14 protein-coding genes are annotated in these 14227 nt (G+C 68.6%); 8 read left to right on the top strand and 6 right to left on the bottom strand.

Annotated features, from left to right (window positions below; translation table 11 throughout):
• Positions 1-3: 3 nt before the first annotated feature.
• Together FBY36_RS04520 and FBY36_RS04515 are read right to left on the bottom strand one after the other, a co-directional pair.
• Positions 4-1647, bottom strand: coding sequence for a phospholipase C (locus FBY36_RS04520; protein ID WP_142117530.1), 1644 nt, complete (start codon positions 1645-1647; stop codon positions 4-6).
• Position 1648: 1 nt separating this feature from the next.
• Complete coding sequence (locus FBY36_RS04515) at positions 1649-2791, bottom strand: alkaline phosphatase family protein (protein WP_142117529.1); 1143 nt, start codon at positions 2789-2791, stop codon at positions 1649-1651.
• A gap of 306 nt (positions 2792-3097) precedes the next feature.
• Here FBY36_RS04515 and FBY36_RS04510 point away from each other — a divergent pair, with 306 nt between their 5' ends.
• Genes FBY36_RS04510 through FBY36_RS04480 form a run of 8 tightly spaced genes read left to right on the top strand, consistent with a single transcriptional unit; the run spans position 3098 to position 10585 of the window.
• Positions 3098-3454: an SPW repeat domain-containing protein gene (locus tag FBY36_RS04510; RefSeq protein ID WP_142117528.1), complete on the top strand. Its 357-nt coding sequence runs from the start codon at positions 3098-3100 to the stop codon at positions 3452-3454.
• A gap of 14 nt (positions 3455-3468) precedes the next feature.
• On the top strand, positions 3469-3606 hold the full coding sequence (locus FBY36_RS20535; RefSeq protein WP_160141874.1) for a hypothetical protein: 138 nt from the start codon (positions 3469-3471) through the stop codon (positions 3604-3606).
• Complete coding sequence (locus FBY36_RS04505) at positions 3606-4946, top strand: phosphoribosyltransferase family protein (protein WP_142117527.1); 1341 nt, start codon at positions 3606-3608, stop codon at positions 4944-4946. Before FBY36_RS20535 ends, FBY36_RS04505 begins: the two co-directional genes overlap by 1 nt.
• Complete coding sequence (gene acsA / locus FBY36_RS04500; protein ID WP_142117526.1) at positions 4943-6793, top strand: acetate--CoA ligase; 1851 nt, start codon at positions 4943-4945, stop codon at positions 6791-6793. Before FBY36_RS04505 ends, acsA begins: the two co-directional genes overlap by 4 nt.
• Positions 6790-7845: a pyruvate dehydrogenase (acetyl-transferring) E1 component subunit alpha gene (gene pdhA / locus FBY36_RS04495; RefSeq protein ID WP_142117525.1), complete on the top strand. Its 1056-nt coding sequence runs from the start codon at positions 6790-6792 to the stop codon at positions 7843-7845. Before acsA ends, pdhA begins: the two co-directional genes overlap by 4 nt.
• Entirely contained in the window at positions 7842-8843 is a 1002-nt protein-coding gene (locus tag FBY36_RS04490) for an alpha-ketoacid dehydrogenase subunit beta (protein ID WP_142117524.1), read from the top strand. Before pdhA ends, FBY36_RS04490 begins: the two co-directional genes overlap by 4 nt.
• Positions 8836-10329: a 2-oxo acid dehydrogenase subunit E2 gene (locus FBY36_RS04485; RefSeq protein WP_142117523.1), complete on the top strand. Its 1494-nt coding sequence runs from the start codon at positions 8836-8838 to the stop codon at positions 10327-10329. The genes FBY36_RS04490 and FBY36_RS04485 overlap by 8 nt, the downstream gene beginning before the upstream one ends.
• 13 nt (positions 10330-10342) lie before the next feature.
• Complete coding sequence (locus FBY36_RS04480) at positions 10343-10585, top strand: acyl carrier protein (protein ID WP_142117522.1); 243 nt, start codon at positions 10343-10345, stop codon at positions 10583-10585.
• A 9-nt stretch (positions 10586-10594) separates the two neighbouring features.
• Here FBY36_RS04480 and FBY36_RS04475 read toward each other — a convergent pair whose 3' ends face one another.
• The 4 genes from FBY36_RS04475 to FBY36_RS04460 all read right to left on the bottom strand — a co-directional run bounded on the left by FBY36_RS04475 (position 10595) and on the right by FBY36_RS04460 (position 14219).
• Entirely contained in the window at positions 10595-11872 is a 1278-nt protein-coding gene (locus FBY36_RS04475; protein WP_142117521.1) for an MFS transporter, read from the bottom strand.
• Positions 11873-11987: 115 nt separating this feature from the next.
• Positions 11988-13388 carry an MBL fold metallo-hydrolase gene (locus FBY36_RS04470; RefSeq protein WP_142117520.1) on the bottom strand — a complete coding sequence of 467 codons (1401 nt, stop codon included), beginning with the start codon at positions 13386-13388 and terminating at the stop codon, positions 11988-11990.
• Between the two features lie 115 nt (positions 13389-13503).
• Entirely contained in the window at positions 13504-13866 is a 363-nt protein-coding gene (trxA, locus tag FBY36_RS04465) for a thioredoxin (protein ID WP_142117519.1), read from the bottom strand.
• A 56-nt stretch (positions 13867-13922) separates the two neighbouring features.
• A complete protein-coding gene (locus FBY36_RS04460) occupies positions 13923-14219 on the bottom strand; it encodes a rhodanese-like domain-containing protein (protein ID WP_142117518.1) in 297 nt (98 codons plus the stop codon).
• Positions 14220-14227: the final 8 nt, after the last annotated feature.

Raw genomic sequence — 14227 nt, 5'->3', positions numbered from 1 at the left:
GCATCAGTACGTGGTTGCGTCGGGCAGGATCAACGGCGGCAGCGGAGCCTGGTTGAAGTCAAAGGACTTGGTGAGATCGCCCAGCTGCGGGTTGTTTTCGCGGACCCCGGGGCGGTTGTCCGGCCGGCCGTCGGTGGCGGGGTCGAGGCGTTCGCCGCCCAGGAAATCATCCTCGATGAACTTGAAGTAGGCGTCCTGGCTGAGGACCTGGTGGTCAATGTAGCCCTTTTTGGCGTAGGGGCTGATCACCAGGGCCGGCACGCGAAGGCCAAACCCGGCGTTGTCCACCGCAGGCGGCTGGACATGGTCGTAGAACCCGCCCCAGTCGTCCCAGTTCAGGAAGATGGCGGTGCTGTCCCAGTCCGGGCCGCTCATGACGGCGTTGACCAGCCCGGCAACATACTGCTGTCCGGTGCTGACTTTGGCCGGAGGGTGTTCGCTGACCTCATCGCTGGGTGCCACCCAGCTGACCGCGGGAAGCCTGCCCTGCCGGGCGTCGTCGTAGAAACCACTCAACGATTTGATGTTGCCCTGCTCGCCGTTCTCCTTGACAGTGTCGAAGTAGGGGAGCGGGTTCCAGCGGCCCGGCGTCTCGGCGTCCTGTTCAATGGGGTCACAGGTGGCGGCATCGTTGCGGCAGTCCGGCTCGGTGCCGCTGAAGACGTAGTACGCCCAGGACACTGCATGTTTGTGCAGCAGGTAGGTCAGGTCGGTCCAGGCATAGTTCGGCTGTTTCAGGTTCTTGGCTGCTCCTGCCAGCTTCTCCTTCAGGGCAGCCGGAAGGTTGGCGGCCTCCACCGCGGCCTTGCAGGTGGGATAGGAATCGGTGCGTTTACAGCTGGCGGTGGCCACCTGCTGGGTTTGCACCACCAGGCCGGGGTCGGCGCCGGCTGCCTCAAGGGCTTCACGGCAGGGCTGCACGTCCTGGCTTTCCTGGCATTTGCCGATCAGGCTGTCATCGAAGTTTTCCTTCTCCGGTGGATTGTCCAGCCCTTCCAGTGCACCGGCGCACGACGACGGGTCCCCCGGCTTGGCGCACTTGGCTGACCATTCCGAGACCATGTACAGATGGGCCTGGAGGCTGCCCGCTGCGGCGGAGGTGAACATGTGGTCCTGCAGCACGAAGTTGTCCGCGTAGGTCCAGTAGGTGGGCAGCTGTTTCCGGTCGTGGTAGCCCATCACATCGGTTTTCCTGGTCTTGTACGCGCAGTCGGTGGCCTCCGGTTCACAGTGGGCAATGCCCTTTTCCGCCTGGGCCACGAAGCCGTCCATGGCCCCGTTGTTGATGTCCGCCGCCGCATCCGCAGGACTGTGCGGGCCGCCGTCGTTGCTGTCCGACGAATCGTAGAAGGGCGCCACGCAGCCGCCCCGTGCCGGGTCCGGAAGGCAGACGGCGGGTTTGCCGTCCTTCGCCGGGATCCCGTCGGCGCCGGGGTAGGTGCCGAAGTAGCTGTCGAAGGACCTGTTCTCCTGCGTAATGATCACCACGTGCTTGATCTTGGCAATTCCCGTCTCGGTTCCATTTGCGGCGGGTGGGCCTGGACGCAGCGTGGTGGAAAGTACGACGGCGAGAATCACCAAAACCGCCACCATCACGGCAGCGGCCAGGATAGTCCGCCGTCGTCCCGTGCCTGGAAAAAAGCCCACCTTAGGACGCCCGCTCGAAGACGTCGCCGCCGAAGGCCTTCACGCCGGGGTCTGCCGCCATTCCCAGCCGCGGGAGGTGGAAGAGATCCTCGATGGTGGCCAGCAGGCTGTAGTGGTTGTAGGGCTGGTCCGACGATGCGCCCGCTGCACTGAACGGGGAGAGGACCAGGGCGCCCACCTTGCCTCCGGCGGCACCCCCGGCAGGACTTCCCGCATCTCCCGCCGAAGGGCCGGCGGTGCCCCCGTCAGTCTCGTCGAAGGTGATCACCAGCATGCCGTCCTGCTTGTACGCGGGGGACGACAGGATGGCGGGCACTTGGTCCTTGAGCCACGCGTCCGCTGCCGCCAGGCCTCCCCGGCTGCCGTCGGCGCAGCTGGCATCGTGTCCGTCGTGGCACAGGTTGGGCGTGATGTAGGCCAGGTCCGGAGTGGTGGCCACGGATTTCAGGTCGTCCGCAAGGTCAGACAGGTTGACCACGTTCCTGGCACAGTCCCCGGACGAGATGACGGAGCGGAAGTAGACAAAGGGATTGTGGTGCGTGGAGTATTCCTCGTCCGGGGTGGCCCGGATGTGGTTGTCGGGTTCCCCGAGGGCCGGGTGCTCACAGGGCTGCTGCATGTCCTCCATGTAGCCCTTCCACGTTTTGCCCTGGGCGGTCAGCTGCCCGGCCACGGTCTGGGTGTCCTTTGGGTAGACGCAGCCGTTGCCCTTGAGCGTGCCGGCCGGACCGGTACCGGTGGCCTTGAACGCGGTGTAGGTGGGGCAGTCCTGCCGGGTGCTGTTGTTGGGCGGCTGGCCGGAAATCTGGGCCAGGTAGTTGGGCAGCGAGTTGTGGCCGATGCCGTAGTAGTTCTCCAGCAGTACGCCCTGGTCCCGGAGGGATTCGGACAGATACGGGGCAGGGGAGCTGCTACCCCACACCGAGTCATAGCCCTTGTTTTCGAGGTTGATGACGAACACGTGTCCGGGGGTGCCCGACCGGGTTGCCGGCTTCTGTTGGATGCTGCGGGACGGCGAAGGAGCAGGCGCGGGGGTGGCCGGTTGGCAGCCGGCCAGAAGAGATACCAACAGGGGCGCCACCAGGAGCAGGGCGGGAACCGGCCATCGGCGGGCCTTCGCCCGGGGAGCTGAACGGAGTTCCATGTCCGGCCTCTTTTGGTCGCAGCTGTTGCCCTGCCCGGCCTTTACAACAGCCCGGGCCGGGCAGGAGTGGCGCCCCAGCACTGCCGCCACTCTTGCATACCGGGGCCGCGTTGTGCAGGGGCAATCGCTGTGAATTGGCCGTGAATTAAGGGGACGGATCCGTCCGCCGGGCCGCGGTCCTGAGCCCTAGGTCTTTCTGCCCTAGAAGGTGGTGTGCGGGAAGCGTTGACTGGAATTGCGGGCGGCGAACGCCCTCCCGGGATGGACAGCGCAAGGCCGCCCGCCCGGATCAGAAAGGAAAACCCAGTGAAAAAGTGGTATCGGTGGCAGGACTACGTAACGGTTGCCGCCGGTCTCTTCACCGCCATCGCGGTCCTGTGGACACGGCAGCAGAATATGTCCACCACCTTCATGCTCCTCTTCGGCGGACTCCTGATCATCAGCGGCGTCATCAACCTGGCCATGCCCGGAACACCGGTCATGGAATACGCCCAGGCTGCGCTTGCCGCGTTGCTGATCCTCTCGCCGTGGATGGGCACCTACACCGGCGCCATGGGCGCTGCGTGGACATCCTGGATTGCGGGCGCTGTTGCGCTGGTGGTCACGGCCGCGGCCATTAAGCCCAGCACGGATGCCCATCACAATTTCCGCATGTCGCACTAGCGGAGGTATCCGCCATGACCGAGGTGTTGCGCCGTGAAGCAGGGTATGGAACCGTGCTTGTTGAAGCTGCCGTCCGTCCGGGCTCACGTGCAGCGCTGGAAGCCATGGCGGAACTCCCGCCTGGCGGGTCCACCGCCGGCGGGCGCCGGTAATGGCTGCCTTTCATGACAGGTCCGACGCCGGGCGGCGGCTGGGCAAGCGGCTCGCCGGCCTGCGTGGCCGGGACGTGGTGGTGCTGGGCCTGCCCCGCGGCGGCGTCCCCGTGGCATTCGAGGTGGCAAAGGCCCTCGAGGCGCCGCTTGACGTGATCGTGGTACGGAAACTAGGCGTTCCGTTCCAGCCCGAGGTGGCCATGGGAGCCATCGGGGAGGGCGGCGTCCGGGTCCTGGATCCGCGCACCATCTCCATGGCCCGGGTTTCCCAGGAGGACCTGGAACAGGTGGAACAGCAGGAGCGGGCACTGCTGGAAAGCAGGGTGGAACGGTTCCGCCAGGGACGCCGCCGCCTTGACCTCACCGGGCGCACCGTGGTGATCGTGGACGACGGCATCGCCACCGGCTCCACCGCAAAGGTTGCCTGCCAGGTGGCCCGGCAGCTCGGTGCGGCGAAGGTGGTCCTTGCCGTTCCTGTAGCCCCCGCACGTGCCATCGTTGAACTCAAGGAACCGGACGACGTCGTGTGCCTGCTCTCGCCCCAGGACTTCAAAGCCGTGGGCTACTACTACCACGACTTCTCGCCCACGGACGATGGCGAGGTGGTGCAGCTGCTTGATGCGGCTGCACCGGCTCCGCACCACAGCGGCGGGGAACGCGTGCACGGCAGTCTGGCGGACGACGTCGACATCCCGGCGGGCGGTGTTGTCCTGCGCGGCAGCCTCTACCTGCCGGCCAGGTGTGACGGCACCGTCCTTTTCGCGCACGGCAGCGGCAGCAGCCGCCACAGCCCCCGCAACCGCTTCGTGGCCTCCGTCCTGCACGCTGCGGGCCTGGGCACGCTGCTCCTCGACCTGCTCACGCCAGAAGAAGAGGTCAGCCGGGCCAACGTGTTCGACATCGGCCTGTTGGCCCAGCGGCTTTCCTCCGCAACCCACTGGCTCGAAGCGCGGCATGACGGTTCCGCCGGCCGGATCGGCTACTTCGGTGCCAGCACCGGAGCCGGCGCCGCGCTGTGGGCCGCAGCCGAGCCCGGCGCCGAGGTGGCCGCCGTCGTCTCCCGCGGTGGCCGCCCGGACCTGGCCGGGCCGCGGCTCGCGGCCGTGAAAGCCCCCACCCTCTTGATTGTCGGCGGCGCCGACGACCAGGTGCTGGCCCTGAACCGCCAGGCTATGGCGGCCATGCAGGCCCCCACCCGGCTGGAGATCATCCCCGGGGCCACCCACCTCTTCGAGGAACCAGGCACCCTGGCCATGGCAGCGAGTCTGGCTGCGGACTGGTTCCGGCAGTACCTCCTGCCGTCCCCAGTGGGACGGTCCAGGCCGGAGGCCAGGGGATGAACACGGCAAACACCGGCGCCCGGGTGGAAGGATCCACGCGCTGGCTGGCCATCAGCAAGGACGTGGCCGCCTTCCCGGTCCAGCCCAACATGCCTGACTACGACGCCGCCCGGCGCGGCTTCACCTGGGACCAGGCGCGGCAGGCGCTGGCAGGGCTGCCCCGGGGCCGGGGACTGAACATCGCCTACGAGGCCGTGGACCGCCACGTGGCGGAAGGCCGCGGCGGCAAGGAAGCCCTGCGCTTCGTGGGGGCCGACGGCGGCACCCGGTCCCTGAGCTATGCCGGCCTTGCGGAGCGGTCCGGCAGGTTCGCGGCCATGCTCAAGGGCCTTGGGGTGGGCCGCGGCGAGCGGGTCTTCTCACTCCTGGGCCGCAGCCCGGAACTGTATGCCGCCGTGCTGGGCACCTTCCGGAACGGCAGTGTCTTTTGCCCGCTCTTCTCCGCCTTCGGCCCCGAACCGGTACGGCAGCGGCTGCACCTCGGCGACGGCCGGGTGCTGGTGACCACCAAGGCCCTTTACCGCAAAAAGGTGGCGCCCGTACGGGACTTCCTTCCCGGACTCCGCCACATCCTGCTGGTGGACGCGGACGGCAGCCCGGAACCGGAAACCCTTGACCTGGCAGAACTCCTGGCCCAGGCGGACCCCACCGGGGAGATCGCCGGTACCCAACCCGGCGACATGGCGCTGCTGCACTTCACCAGCGGCACCACGGGCACGCCCAAGGGTGCCATCCACGTCCATGACGCCGTCACCGCCCACTACGCCACGGGCCGCTTCGCCCTGGACCTGCACCCTGACGACATCTACTGGTGCACCGCCGACCCCGGATGGGTGACCGGTATGTCCTACGGCATCATCGCGCCGCTGGTGCACGGGGTCACCGCCATTGTGGATGAGGAGGAACTGGACGCGGACCGGTGGTACCGGATCCTCGCGGAGCAGCGCGTCACGGTCTGGTACACCGCCCCCACCGCGCTGCGGATGCTGATGAAGGCCGGCGCGGAAAGAGCGGCCGGGCATGACCTCTCGGCGCTGCGTTTTATCGCCAGCGTGGGGGAGCCGCTGAACCCGGAAGCGGTGGTGTGGGGCCAGGACGTCCTGGGCCTGCCGGTGCACGACAACTGGTGGCAGACCGAGACCGGCGGCATCATGATCGCCAACTATCCCGCCATGGACATCCGCCCCGGCTCCATGGGCCGGCCGCTGCCCGGGATCGAGGCGGCCCTGGTGGCCCGCGACGCCGACGGCAAACTCGTCATCAAGGACGGCCAGGCGGTCCTGGTCACCGGGCCGGACACCGTGGGGGAGCTGGCGCTGCGCCCCGGCTGGCCGTCCATGTTCCGCGGCTACCTCAACGAGGAGGAGCGCTACCGGCGCTGCTTCGCCGGCGGCTGGTACCTCACCGGGGACCTGGCAAAGCGCGACGGCGACGGCTACTTCTGGTTCGTGGGCCGCGGCGACGACGTGATCAAGTCCTCCGGCCACCTGATCGGCCCCTTCGAAGTGGAGAGCTGCCTCATGGAGCACCCGGCGGTGGCCGAAGCCGGCGTGATCGGGGTGCCGGACCCCGTGGCCGGCGAGGTGGTCAAGGCGTTCGTGGAACTCACGCCCGGGAACGAGCCCACGGAGCAGCTGCAACTGGACATCATCGGGTTCGCGCGGAAACGGCTGGGCGCCGCCGTGGCGCCCCGGCTGCTGGACTTCACCACCACCCTGCCCAAGACGCGCAGCGGCAAGATCCTGCGGCGGCTCCTGAAATCGCGTGAACTGGGGCTGCCCGAAGGCGACACCTCAACGCTGGAATCCCCGCGGGGACCGGCCGTGACGCCGACGGACCGGCCATGAGCACCCTGAGGGGCCAGACCGTCCCGGATCCGGAACACGCCCTGCACCTCCTGCGGCAGATGCTGCGGGTGCGCCGGCTCGAGGAAAAATGCATCGAGCTGTACAGCGCCGCCAAGATCCGCGGCTTCCTGCACGTCTACATCGGCGAGGAAGCCGTGGCCGCCGGGGTCATGGAAACCCTTTCGCCGGAGGACGCGGTGGTGGCCACGTACCGTGAACACGGCCATGCCCTCCTGCGCGGCGTCTCGGCAGGGGCCATCCTCGCCGAAATGTACGGGCACGCCGAGGGATGCTGCCGCGGCCGCGGCGGCTCCATGCATCTCTTCGACGCCGCCACCCGCTTCTACGGCGGAAACGCCATCGTGGCAGGCGGCCTGCCGCTCGCCGTTGGGCTGGCGCTCGCGGACCGGATGGCCGGACGCCAGCGGGTGACCGTCTGCTTCTTCGGCGAAGGGGCCGTGGCCGAAGGCGAGTTCCACGAAAGCATGAACCTGGCAGCACTGTGGCAGCTGCCGGTGCTGTTCTGCTGCGAAAACAACCTCTACGCCATGGGAACCGCGCTGGGCCGCTCCGAATCCCAGACGGACATCGCCCTAAAGGCCGCCGGGTATGAGATTTCCGCCTGGGCCGTGGACGGCATGGACGTGCTCGCTGTCGAGGAAGCTGCCCGGCGCGCGGTGGACGCCGTCCGGTCCGGCGGCGGACCGCACTTCCTGGAGCTGCGCACCTACCGGTTCCGAGCCCATTCCATGTTCGATCCGGAGCTGTACCGGGAGAAATCCGAGGTGTCCCGGTGGATGGAACGGGACCCCCTCAGCCTGCTGCGGGGGACCATGCAGGCGGCGGGGCAGCTGCCGGAGGAGACATGGGCTGCGCTCACGGCGGACGTGGACGCGGAGATCAGCACGGCGGTCGGATTCGCCGAGAACGGGACGCCGGAACCGGTGTCCGAACTCACCCGGTTCGTCTACAGCGACCGGACCGATGACGGCAGTACAGGTACCGCGGCCACCGGCGGCGGCCAGGCAGGGAAAGGCGGGGCGGCACGATGAAAACCACCTACCGGGAAGCCATGCGCGCGGGCCTCCGCGACGCCATGCAGCGCGACGAACGGGTGTTCCTCATGGGCGAGGACGTGGGCCGGTACGGCGGAAGCTTTGCGGTCAGCCTGGGACTGCTGGAGGAGTTCGGGCCGGAGCGGATCCGTGACACCCCGCTGTCGGAGTCCGGGTTCGTGGGCGCCGGGATCGGGGCTGCGCTGGGCGGGATGCGTCCCGTCGTCGAAATCATGACCGTCAACTTCAGCCTGCTGGCGCTGGACCAGATCATCAACAACGCCGCCACCCTGCTGCACATGTCCGGCGGCCAGTTCAACGTGCCCATCGTCATCCGGATGACCACCGGCGCCGGACGGCAGCTCGGCGCCCAGCACTCGCACAGCCTGGAGGGCTGGTACGCGCACATTCCCGGGCTGCGGATCCTGGCGCCGGCCACGCTGGCTGATGCCCGCGGCATGCTGTGGACCGCCCTCCAGGACCCCGACCCGGTGCTGATTTTCGAACACGGCTCGCTGTACAACATGGCAGGGGAACTTGACGACGACGCCGGGGCGGTGGACATCGACAAGGCAGCGGTCCTGCGCCGGGCGGACGGCCAGGGGGACAGCGGGGACACCCTGACGCTCATCACGTACGGCGGCACCCTGCCCATGGTGCTGGACGCCGCCGAGCAGCTGGCCGGGGAGGGCATTGACGCCGACGTCATCGACCTTCGCACCCTCCGCCCGCTGGATGCGCACACCGTCGTAGACAGTGTGGCCAGGACGCACCGCGCGGTGGTGGTGGACGAGGGCTGGCGCAGCGGCAGCATCTCCGCCGAGATCTCGGCCAGGATCTGTGAGCAGGCCTTCTTCGACCTCGACGCCCCCGTGGAACGCGTCTGCAGCCTTGAGGTGCCCGTCCCCTACGCCAAGCACCTGGAGGAGGCAGCGCTGCCGTCCGTGAAACGGGTGGTGGCCGCGGCGCGAAGGGCCGTGGGGGCCAATGCCTGAACTCCGGATGCCGTCCCTCGGCGCGGACATGGAGCACGGCAAGGTGGTGGAGTGGCTGGTCAAGCCCGGGGACTACATCCACAAGGGCGACCTGGTGGCGGCCGTGGACACGGATAAGACCGTCATGGACATCGAGTCGTTCCAGGAAGGCGTGGTGGCCGAGTTCCTGGTGGACATCGGCGACACCGTGGACGTGGGCACCCCCATCGCCCGGATCACCGCCACCCCCGCCGAACTGCCACCCCCGCTCACCTCTGGCGCCAATTCCCCCGACGCCCGCTCACCTTTGACAGCTGAAGAGCCAACGCCCGCTCACCGCAGCGCCGGGTCCGGGCCGGCGGAACACGACGCAAAGGTCCCGCCGCCGGTGCGGCACCTTGCGCACACGCTGGGGGTCGACGTCGGACGCATCAGCGGCAGCGGGCCCGGCGGTGAAGTGGTGAGGGCCGACGTCGAACGCGCCGCGGCAGCGTCCGTCACCAAAGCCCCGGCTGCTCCACCAGTGGCTGCCGAAGCGCCCGCTGCGCCGGCGGCTGAAACCCACCGCGTGCGGTCGTCCCCGCTGGCCCGGCGGCTGGCCGCAGAACTCGGCGTCGACCTCCACGCGGTCACGGGGACAGGCCCGGGAGGCGCGGTGACGGAAGATGACGTGCTCTCCGCGGTGCCGCCCCGGGGACGGGCACCCAAGGAACAGTCACCCAACGTACAGGGCGCGGAAAAGCCGGCGGAAGCACCGCCGTCGGAAACCCCACGGCCGGAAGCCCGGCCCAAACCCATGGCGGAGGCGTCCGGGCGGAAGCAGCCGACGGCGGCCGGCGGCAAGGCGGAGAGCCTGCGGCAGGCGATCGGCGCGCTGATGTCCCGGTCCAAGCGGGAGATCCCGCACTATTACCTCTCCACCACGCTGGACCTGGCGGCCGCGATGGCGTGGATGCAGGTAGCAAACCAGCAGCGGCCCGTGTCATCGCGCCTGGTTCCGTCCGCCCTGCTGCTGAAGGCGACCGCGATTGCGGCGAAGGAGGTGCCGGACATGAACGGCTTCTTCACCAAAGGTGCGTTCCAGCCCAGCAACAGCGTGCACCTGGGCGTGGCGGTGGCCCTGCGGCACGGCGGGCTGGTGGCGCCGGCCCTGCACGACGCCCACACGCTCAGCCTGGACCAGCTCATGGACCAGCTGCGTGACCTGGTCAGCCGCGCCAGGGCCGGCCGGCTGCAGCGCGCCGAGATGGCCGACCCCACCATCACCGTGACCAACCTGGGCGATCTCGGCGTCGAAAGCGTGTACGGGGTGATCTACCCGCCGCAGGTAGCCATGGTGGGCTTCGGCAAGGTGCTGGAGCAGCCGTGGGCGCACAACGGAATGCTCGGCACCCGGCACGCCGCCATCGCCACCCTGTCCGCGGACCACCGGGTGAGCGACGGGCTGCGCGGCGGCCGTTTCCTGGCCCGCATCGACGAACTGCTGCAGAAACCGGAGGAACTGTGAGCGAGGAGGAGCCGTGAACCAACAGGACGCACGCCAGGCGGTGGAGGCGGCGATCGGGAAAGTAGCCCCTGACGTCGAACCCGAAGACCTGGAAGGCAGCGCAAGGCTGCGCCAGGACCTGGAACTGGACTCGCTGGATTTCCTCCACCTGGTGGAGGTCATTGCGGGCTCCACGGGCGTGGACATTCCGGAGGCCGACTACCCTGCGGTGGCAACGGTGGACGGGCTGGTCACGTACGTCGCCGGGCACGGGTAAAGCGTTGCGTCAGCCCGCGGCGTGGTCGTTCCCGCGCATCCGGACGGCAACCACCACGCCGGAGGCTGCGGTGAGCACCGCGACGGCGGCGATGGCGGCAGGGATGCCGTACAGGTCGGCGAGGACGCCGGACAGGAGGGCACCGACGGCGAATCCGCCGTCGCGCCACAGCCGGTAGACACCCACCGAGCGGGCCCGCCAGGCCGGATGGGTGACGTCGCCGACGGCGGCGAGCAGGGTGGGGTAGACCATGGCGGTTCCTAGGCCCAGGACGACGGCGGCGGCGAGCCAGGCCCCGAAGCCGTGCGCTGAGGCGGTGATGCCCAGGGCGACGGCCTGGACCAACATGCCGGCCGTGATAAACCATTTGCGGCCCCACAGGTCTGACGCGGCGCCGGTGACCAGTTGGGCGGCGCCCCAGGCGGCAGGGTAGGCGGCGGCCAGGATGCCGATCTCGCCAAGGCTCAACCCCGCACCGGCGAACAGGACGGGGAAGAGGCCCCAGGCCAGGCCGTCATTGAGGTTGTTGACCAGGCCCGCCTGGCTGGCTGCGGACAGGGAACGGTCCTTGAAGCTGGTGAGGGTGAAAACCTGGCCGGTAGTGAGGCCGGCGTGGGCGCTGCCGTGGGCGCCGGCATGTTGCGAGGCCTCGGTCCTGGCATGGTGGTGGGTCTCCCGGACGGCCAGGACTGTCAGGCCCAGGCCCAGGGCGATGTACGCGGCGCCGAGCAGGAACGGGGCAGGTCGGAGCCCGTATGCGGTGGCCAGATAGCCGGTGGCGAGTGCGGTGACGGCCACTCCCAGGTAGCCCGCGGCCTCGTTGAAGCCCATGGCCAGTCCGCGCTGCCGGGAGCCCACGAGGTCCATCTTCATGATCACGGCCGTGGACCAGGTGAGGCCCTGGCTGATGCCGAGCAGCACGTTGGCCGCAACGATCCATCCCCAGGACGGCCCGAAGATGAGCATGAGGGGGACGGGTACCGCGGCCAGCCAGCCCGCCACGAGGACGGGTTTACGGCCGTAGCGGTCCGAGAGCGTGCCGGCGAAGTAGTTCATGGCGGCCTTGGACAGGCCGAAGGCCAGGATGTACGTCAGCGCACGGGTGTACAGGTCCAGGTGGAATGCCTGGGATGCGAGCAGGGGGAGGACCGTGCGTTCCTGGCCCAGGGTGCCGCCCACCAGGGCGTTAACGGCCACCAGCAGCATGAACTGCGCCAGGTTCTGCCGCAGGCCCAGTACAGCGCCGGGCGAACCGGCATCGTAACGGGGGGTAGCTTTGCCGGGCATCAAGGGTTTCCATTCCGTTGGAGTCAAAAGCGGCCCGGGCGCGTGGGGGCGCGCCCGGGCCGGGAGCCCGGGCAGGAGGGGGGTCCTGCCCGGGCGGTCTTTGGGGTGGCCCTGGTTAGGCGGCGGGGACGCTGTTCTGCCAGGCGTTCCAGGCGGCGTAGCTGCCATCGAGTTCGACGACGTCGTACCCCGCACGGCGGAGGGCGCTGGCGGCGACGGAGTTCCGGACGCCGGACTGGCAGTAGGACACGATGCTGCCTTCCGCAGGCAGCTCATCCAGGTGCCACATGAGGCGGCCGCCGCTGAGCTGGTACGAGCCCGGCACGTGCCCTGCCTTGTGCTCGGTCTTGTTACGGACGTCCAGGACCATGGCGGCGTCGAACTTGTCGAGGTCCTCGGGCCGGATCAGCTTCGGCGTGAAGGTGGGCAGCCCCTCGATGCCTGTGATGTACCCGGCCACGTTGTCGATGCCCACGCGGACCAGGTGGTCCCACATGTCCTGGGCCTGCTCCTGGTCCTTGGCCAGCAGCACCAGCGGGTTCTTGTCCGTCTCCGGGTTGACCACCCAGGCGCCGTAACTGGCCACGGACTTGCCGGCCGGAACGTTCAGGGACCGGACCACGGTGCCCTGGTGGACTTCGTCGTTGGGGCGGGTGTCGATGAAGGTCAGGGTGTCCTCCGCCAGGGCCTTGGCGACGCCGGCGGTGTCCAGTTCCTGCAGCGGGGCACGTTCGCCCATGATGCCCGGGCCTACCCGGTTTTCGCGCTTCATCCGGCCGAAGTAGGCGTGGGCGTCGGGCTGGCCCTCGAGGAGTTCGTCGATGAAGCCCTGCTCGTCGTTGGCCGCGAGGTAGGGGCCCCACCAGGCGTAGAGGCGTTCGTAACCCACCGTGGAGGAAGGGATGGCACCCAGTGCCTTGCCGCAGGCGCTGCCTGCGCCGTGGGCGGGGTGGACCTGGACGTAGTCCGGCAGGGTGAGGAACTTGTCGCGGAGGCTGGCGAAGAGCTGCTTTGCGCCCAGGAAGCGGGTGTCGATGCCGCCGGCTGCTTCGTCCAGCAGGTCGGGCCGGCCCAGGTCGCCGGAGAAGACGAAGTCTCCGGAGAGCAGGTAGCCGGGCTGGTCACTGAAGGCGCCGTCGGTCACCAGGAAGGACAGGTGCTCGGGCGTGTGCCCTGGGGTGTGGACCGCCTTGATGCTGATGTTGCCCAGACTGATGGTGTCGCCGTCGTACAGCCGCTCGCCGTCGAATTCGTACTGCCAGTCCGGTCCGCCCTCGCCGGAGACGTAGATCTTGGCGCCGGTGGCGGCGGCCAGCTCGCGGGTGCCGGAGAGGTAGTCGGCGTGGATGTGGGTTTCGGTGACGGCGGTGATCTTCATGCCGTTCTTGGCGGCAATGTCCTGGTAGACGGCGATGTCGCGGCGGCCGTCCACCACAAGGGCTTCGCCCTTGGCCTGGCAGCCGATCAGGTAGCTGGCCTGCGCGAGGTCTTCGTCGTAAATGCGCTCGATAAGCATCTGGTGCTCTCCTTCAGTGAAAGGGGTTTGGGAAGTGTTCTGGATCCAGTATAGATACCCCGGGGGGTATAACGCAACGAGCGATGTGGGAGTGCCTGGAACGCGGGGGGAGGGGTCAGGCGTGCTGGTGTGCGGCCTCGGCGCGGAGCTTGTCCATGTCCAGGTTCTTCACGGCTTGGATGACTTCCTCCAGTCCAGTGGCGTTCAGCGCGCCCGGCTGGGAGAAGACCAGGGTCTTGTCCTTGAAGGCCATCAGGGTGGGGATGGAGGTGATGTCTGCTGCTGCCGCGAGCGCCTGTTCGGCCTCGGTGTCCACCTTGGCGAAGGTGATGTCCGGGTGGCGTTCAGCGGCGGCGCCGTACGTGGGGGCGAACATGCGGCAGGGGCCGCACCAGGCTGCCCAGAAGTCGACGAAGACGATGCTGTTGTCCTCCAGGGTCTGGGCGAAGGATTGCTGGGTGATGTCGATGGTTGCCATGATCTCTGTCGTGTCCTTTCGGGGCGGGGTGGGGTTTGGGGCGGCTGCGGCAGGGCCTAGGTGGTGGGGAGTCCGGCGCGGGTCCAGGCGGTCATGCCGCCTGCCATGGTGTCCGCTTTGTAGCCGACGCCGTTCAGCGCGTCCGCGACGGCGGCGCTGCGGTTGCCGCTGCGGCAGACGGCGATCACGGGCACAGCGGGATCGAGCTCGCCCAGGCGGGCCTGGAGTTGGCCCATGGGGATGTGCAGGGCGCCGGGGATCATGCCTTCGGCGACCTCGAAGTCCTCGCGGACGTCGAGGATCCGGGCGGTGGAGCGGCGCTGTTCGGCTTCGGTGATGGTGATTTCAGCCATGGTGGTTC

The sequence above is a fragment of the Arthrobacter sp. SLBN-122 genome, from assembly GCF_006715165.1.
Taxonomy (GTDB): Bacteria; Actinomycetota; Actinomycetes; order Actinomycetales; family Micrococcaceae; genus Arthrobacter.
Note: the sequence above shows the minus strand (reverse complement) of the source record. Positions and strands in the feature narration are given on the sequence as shown.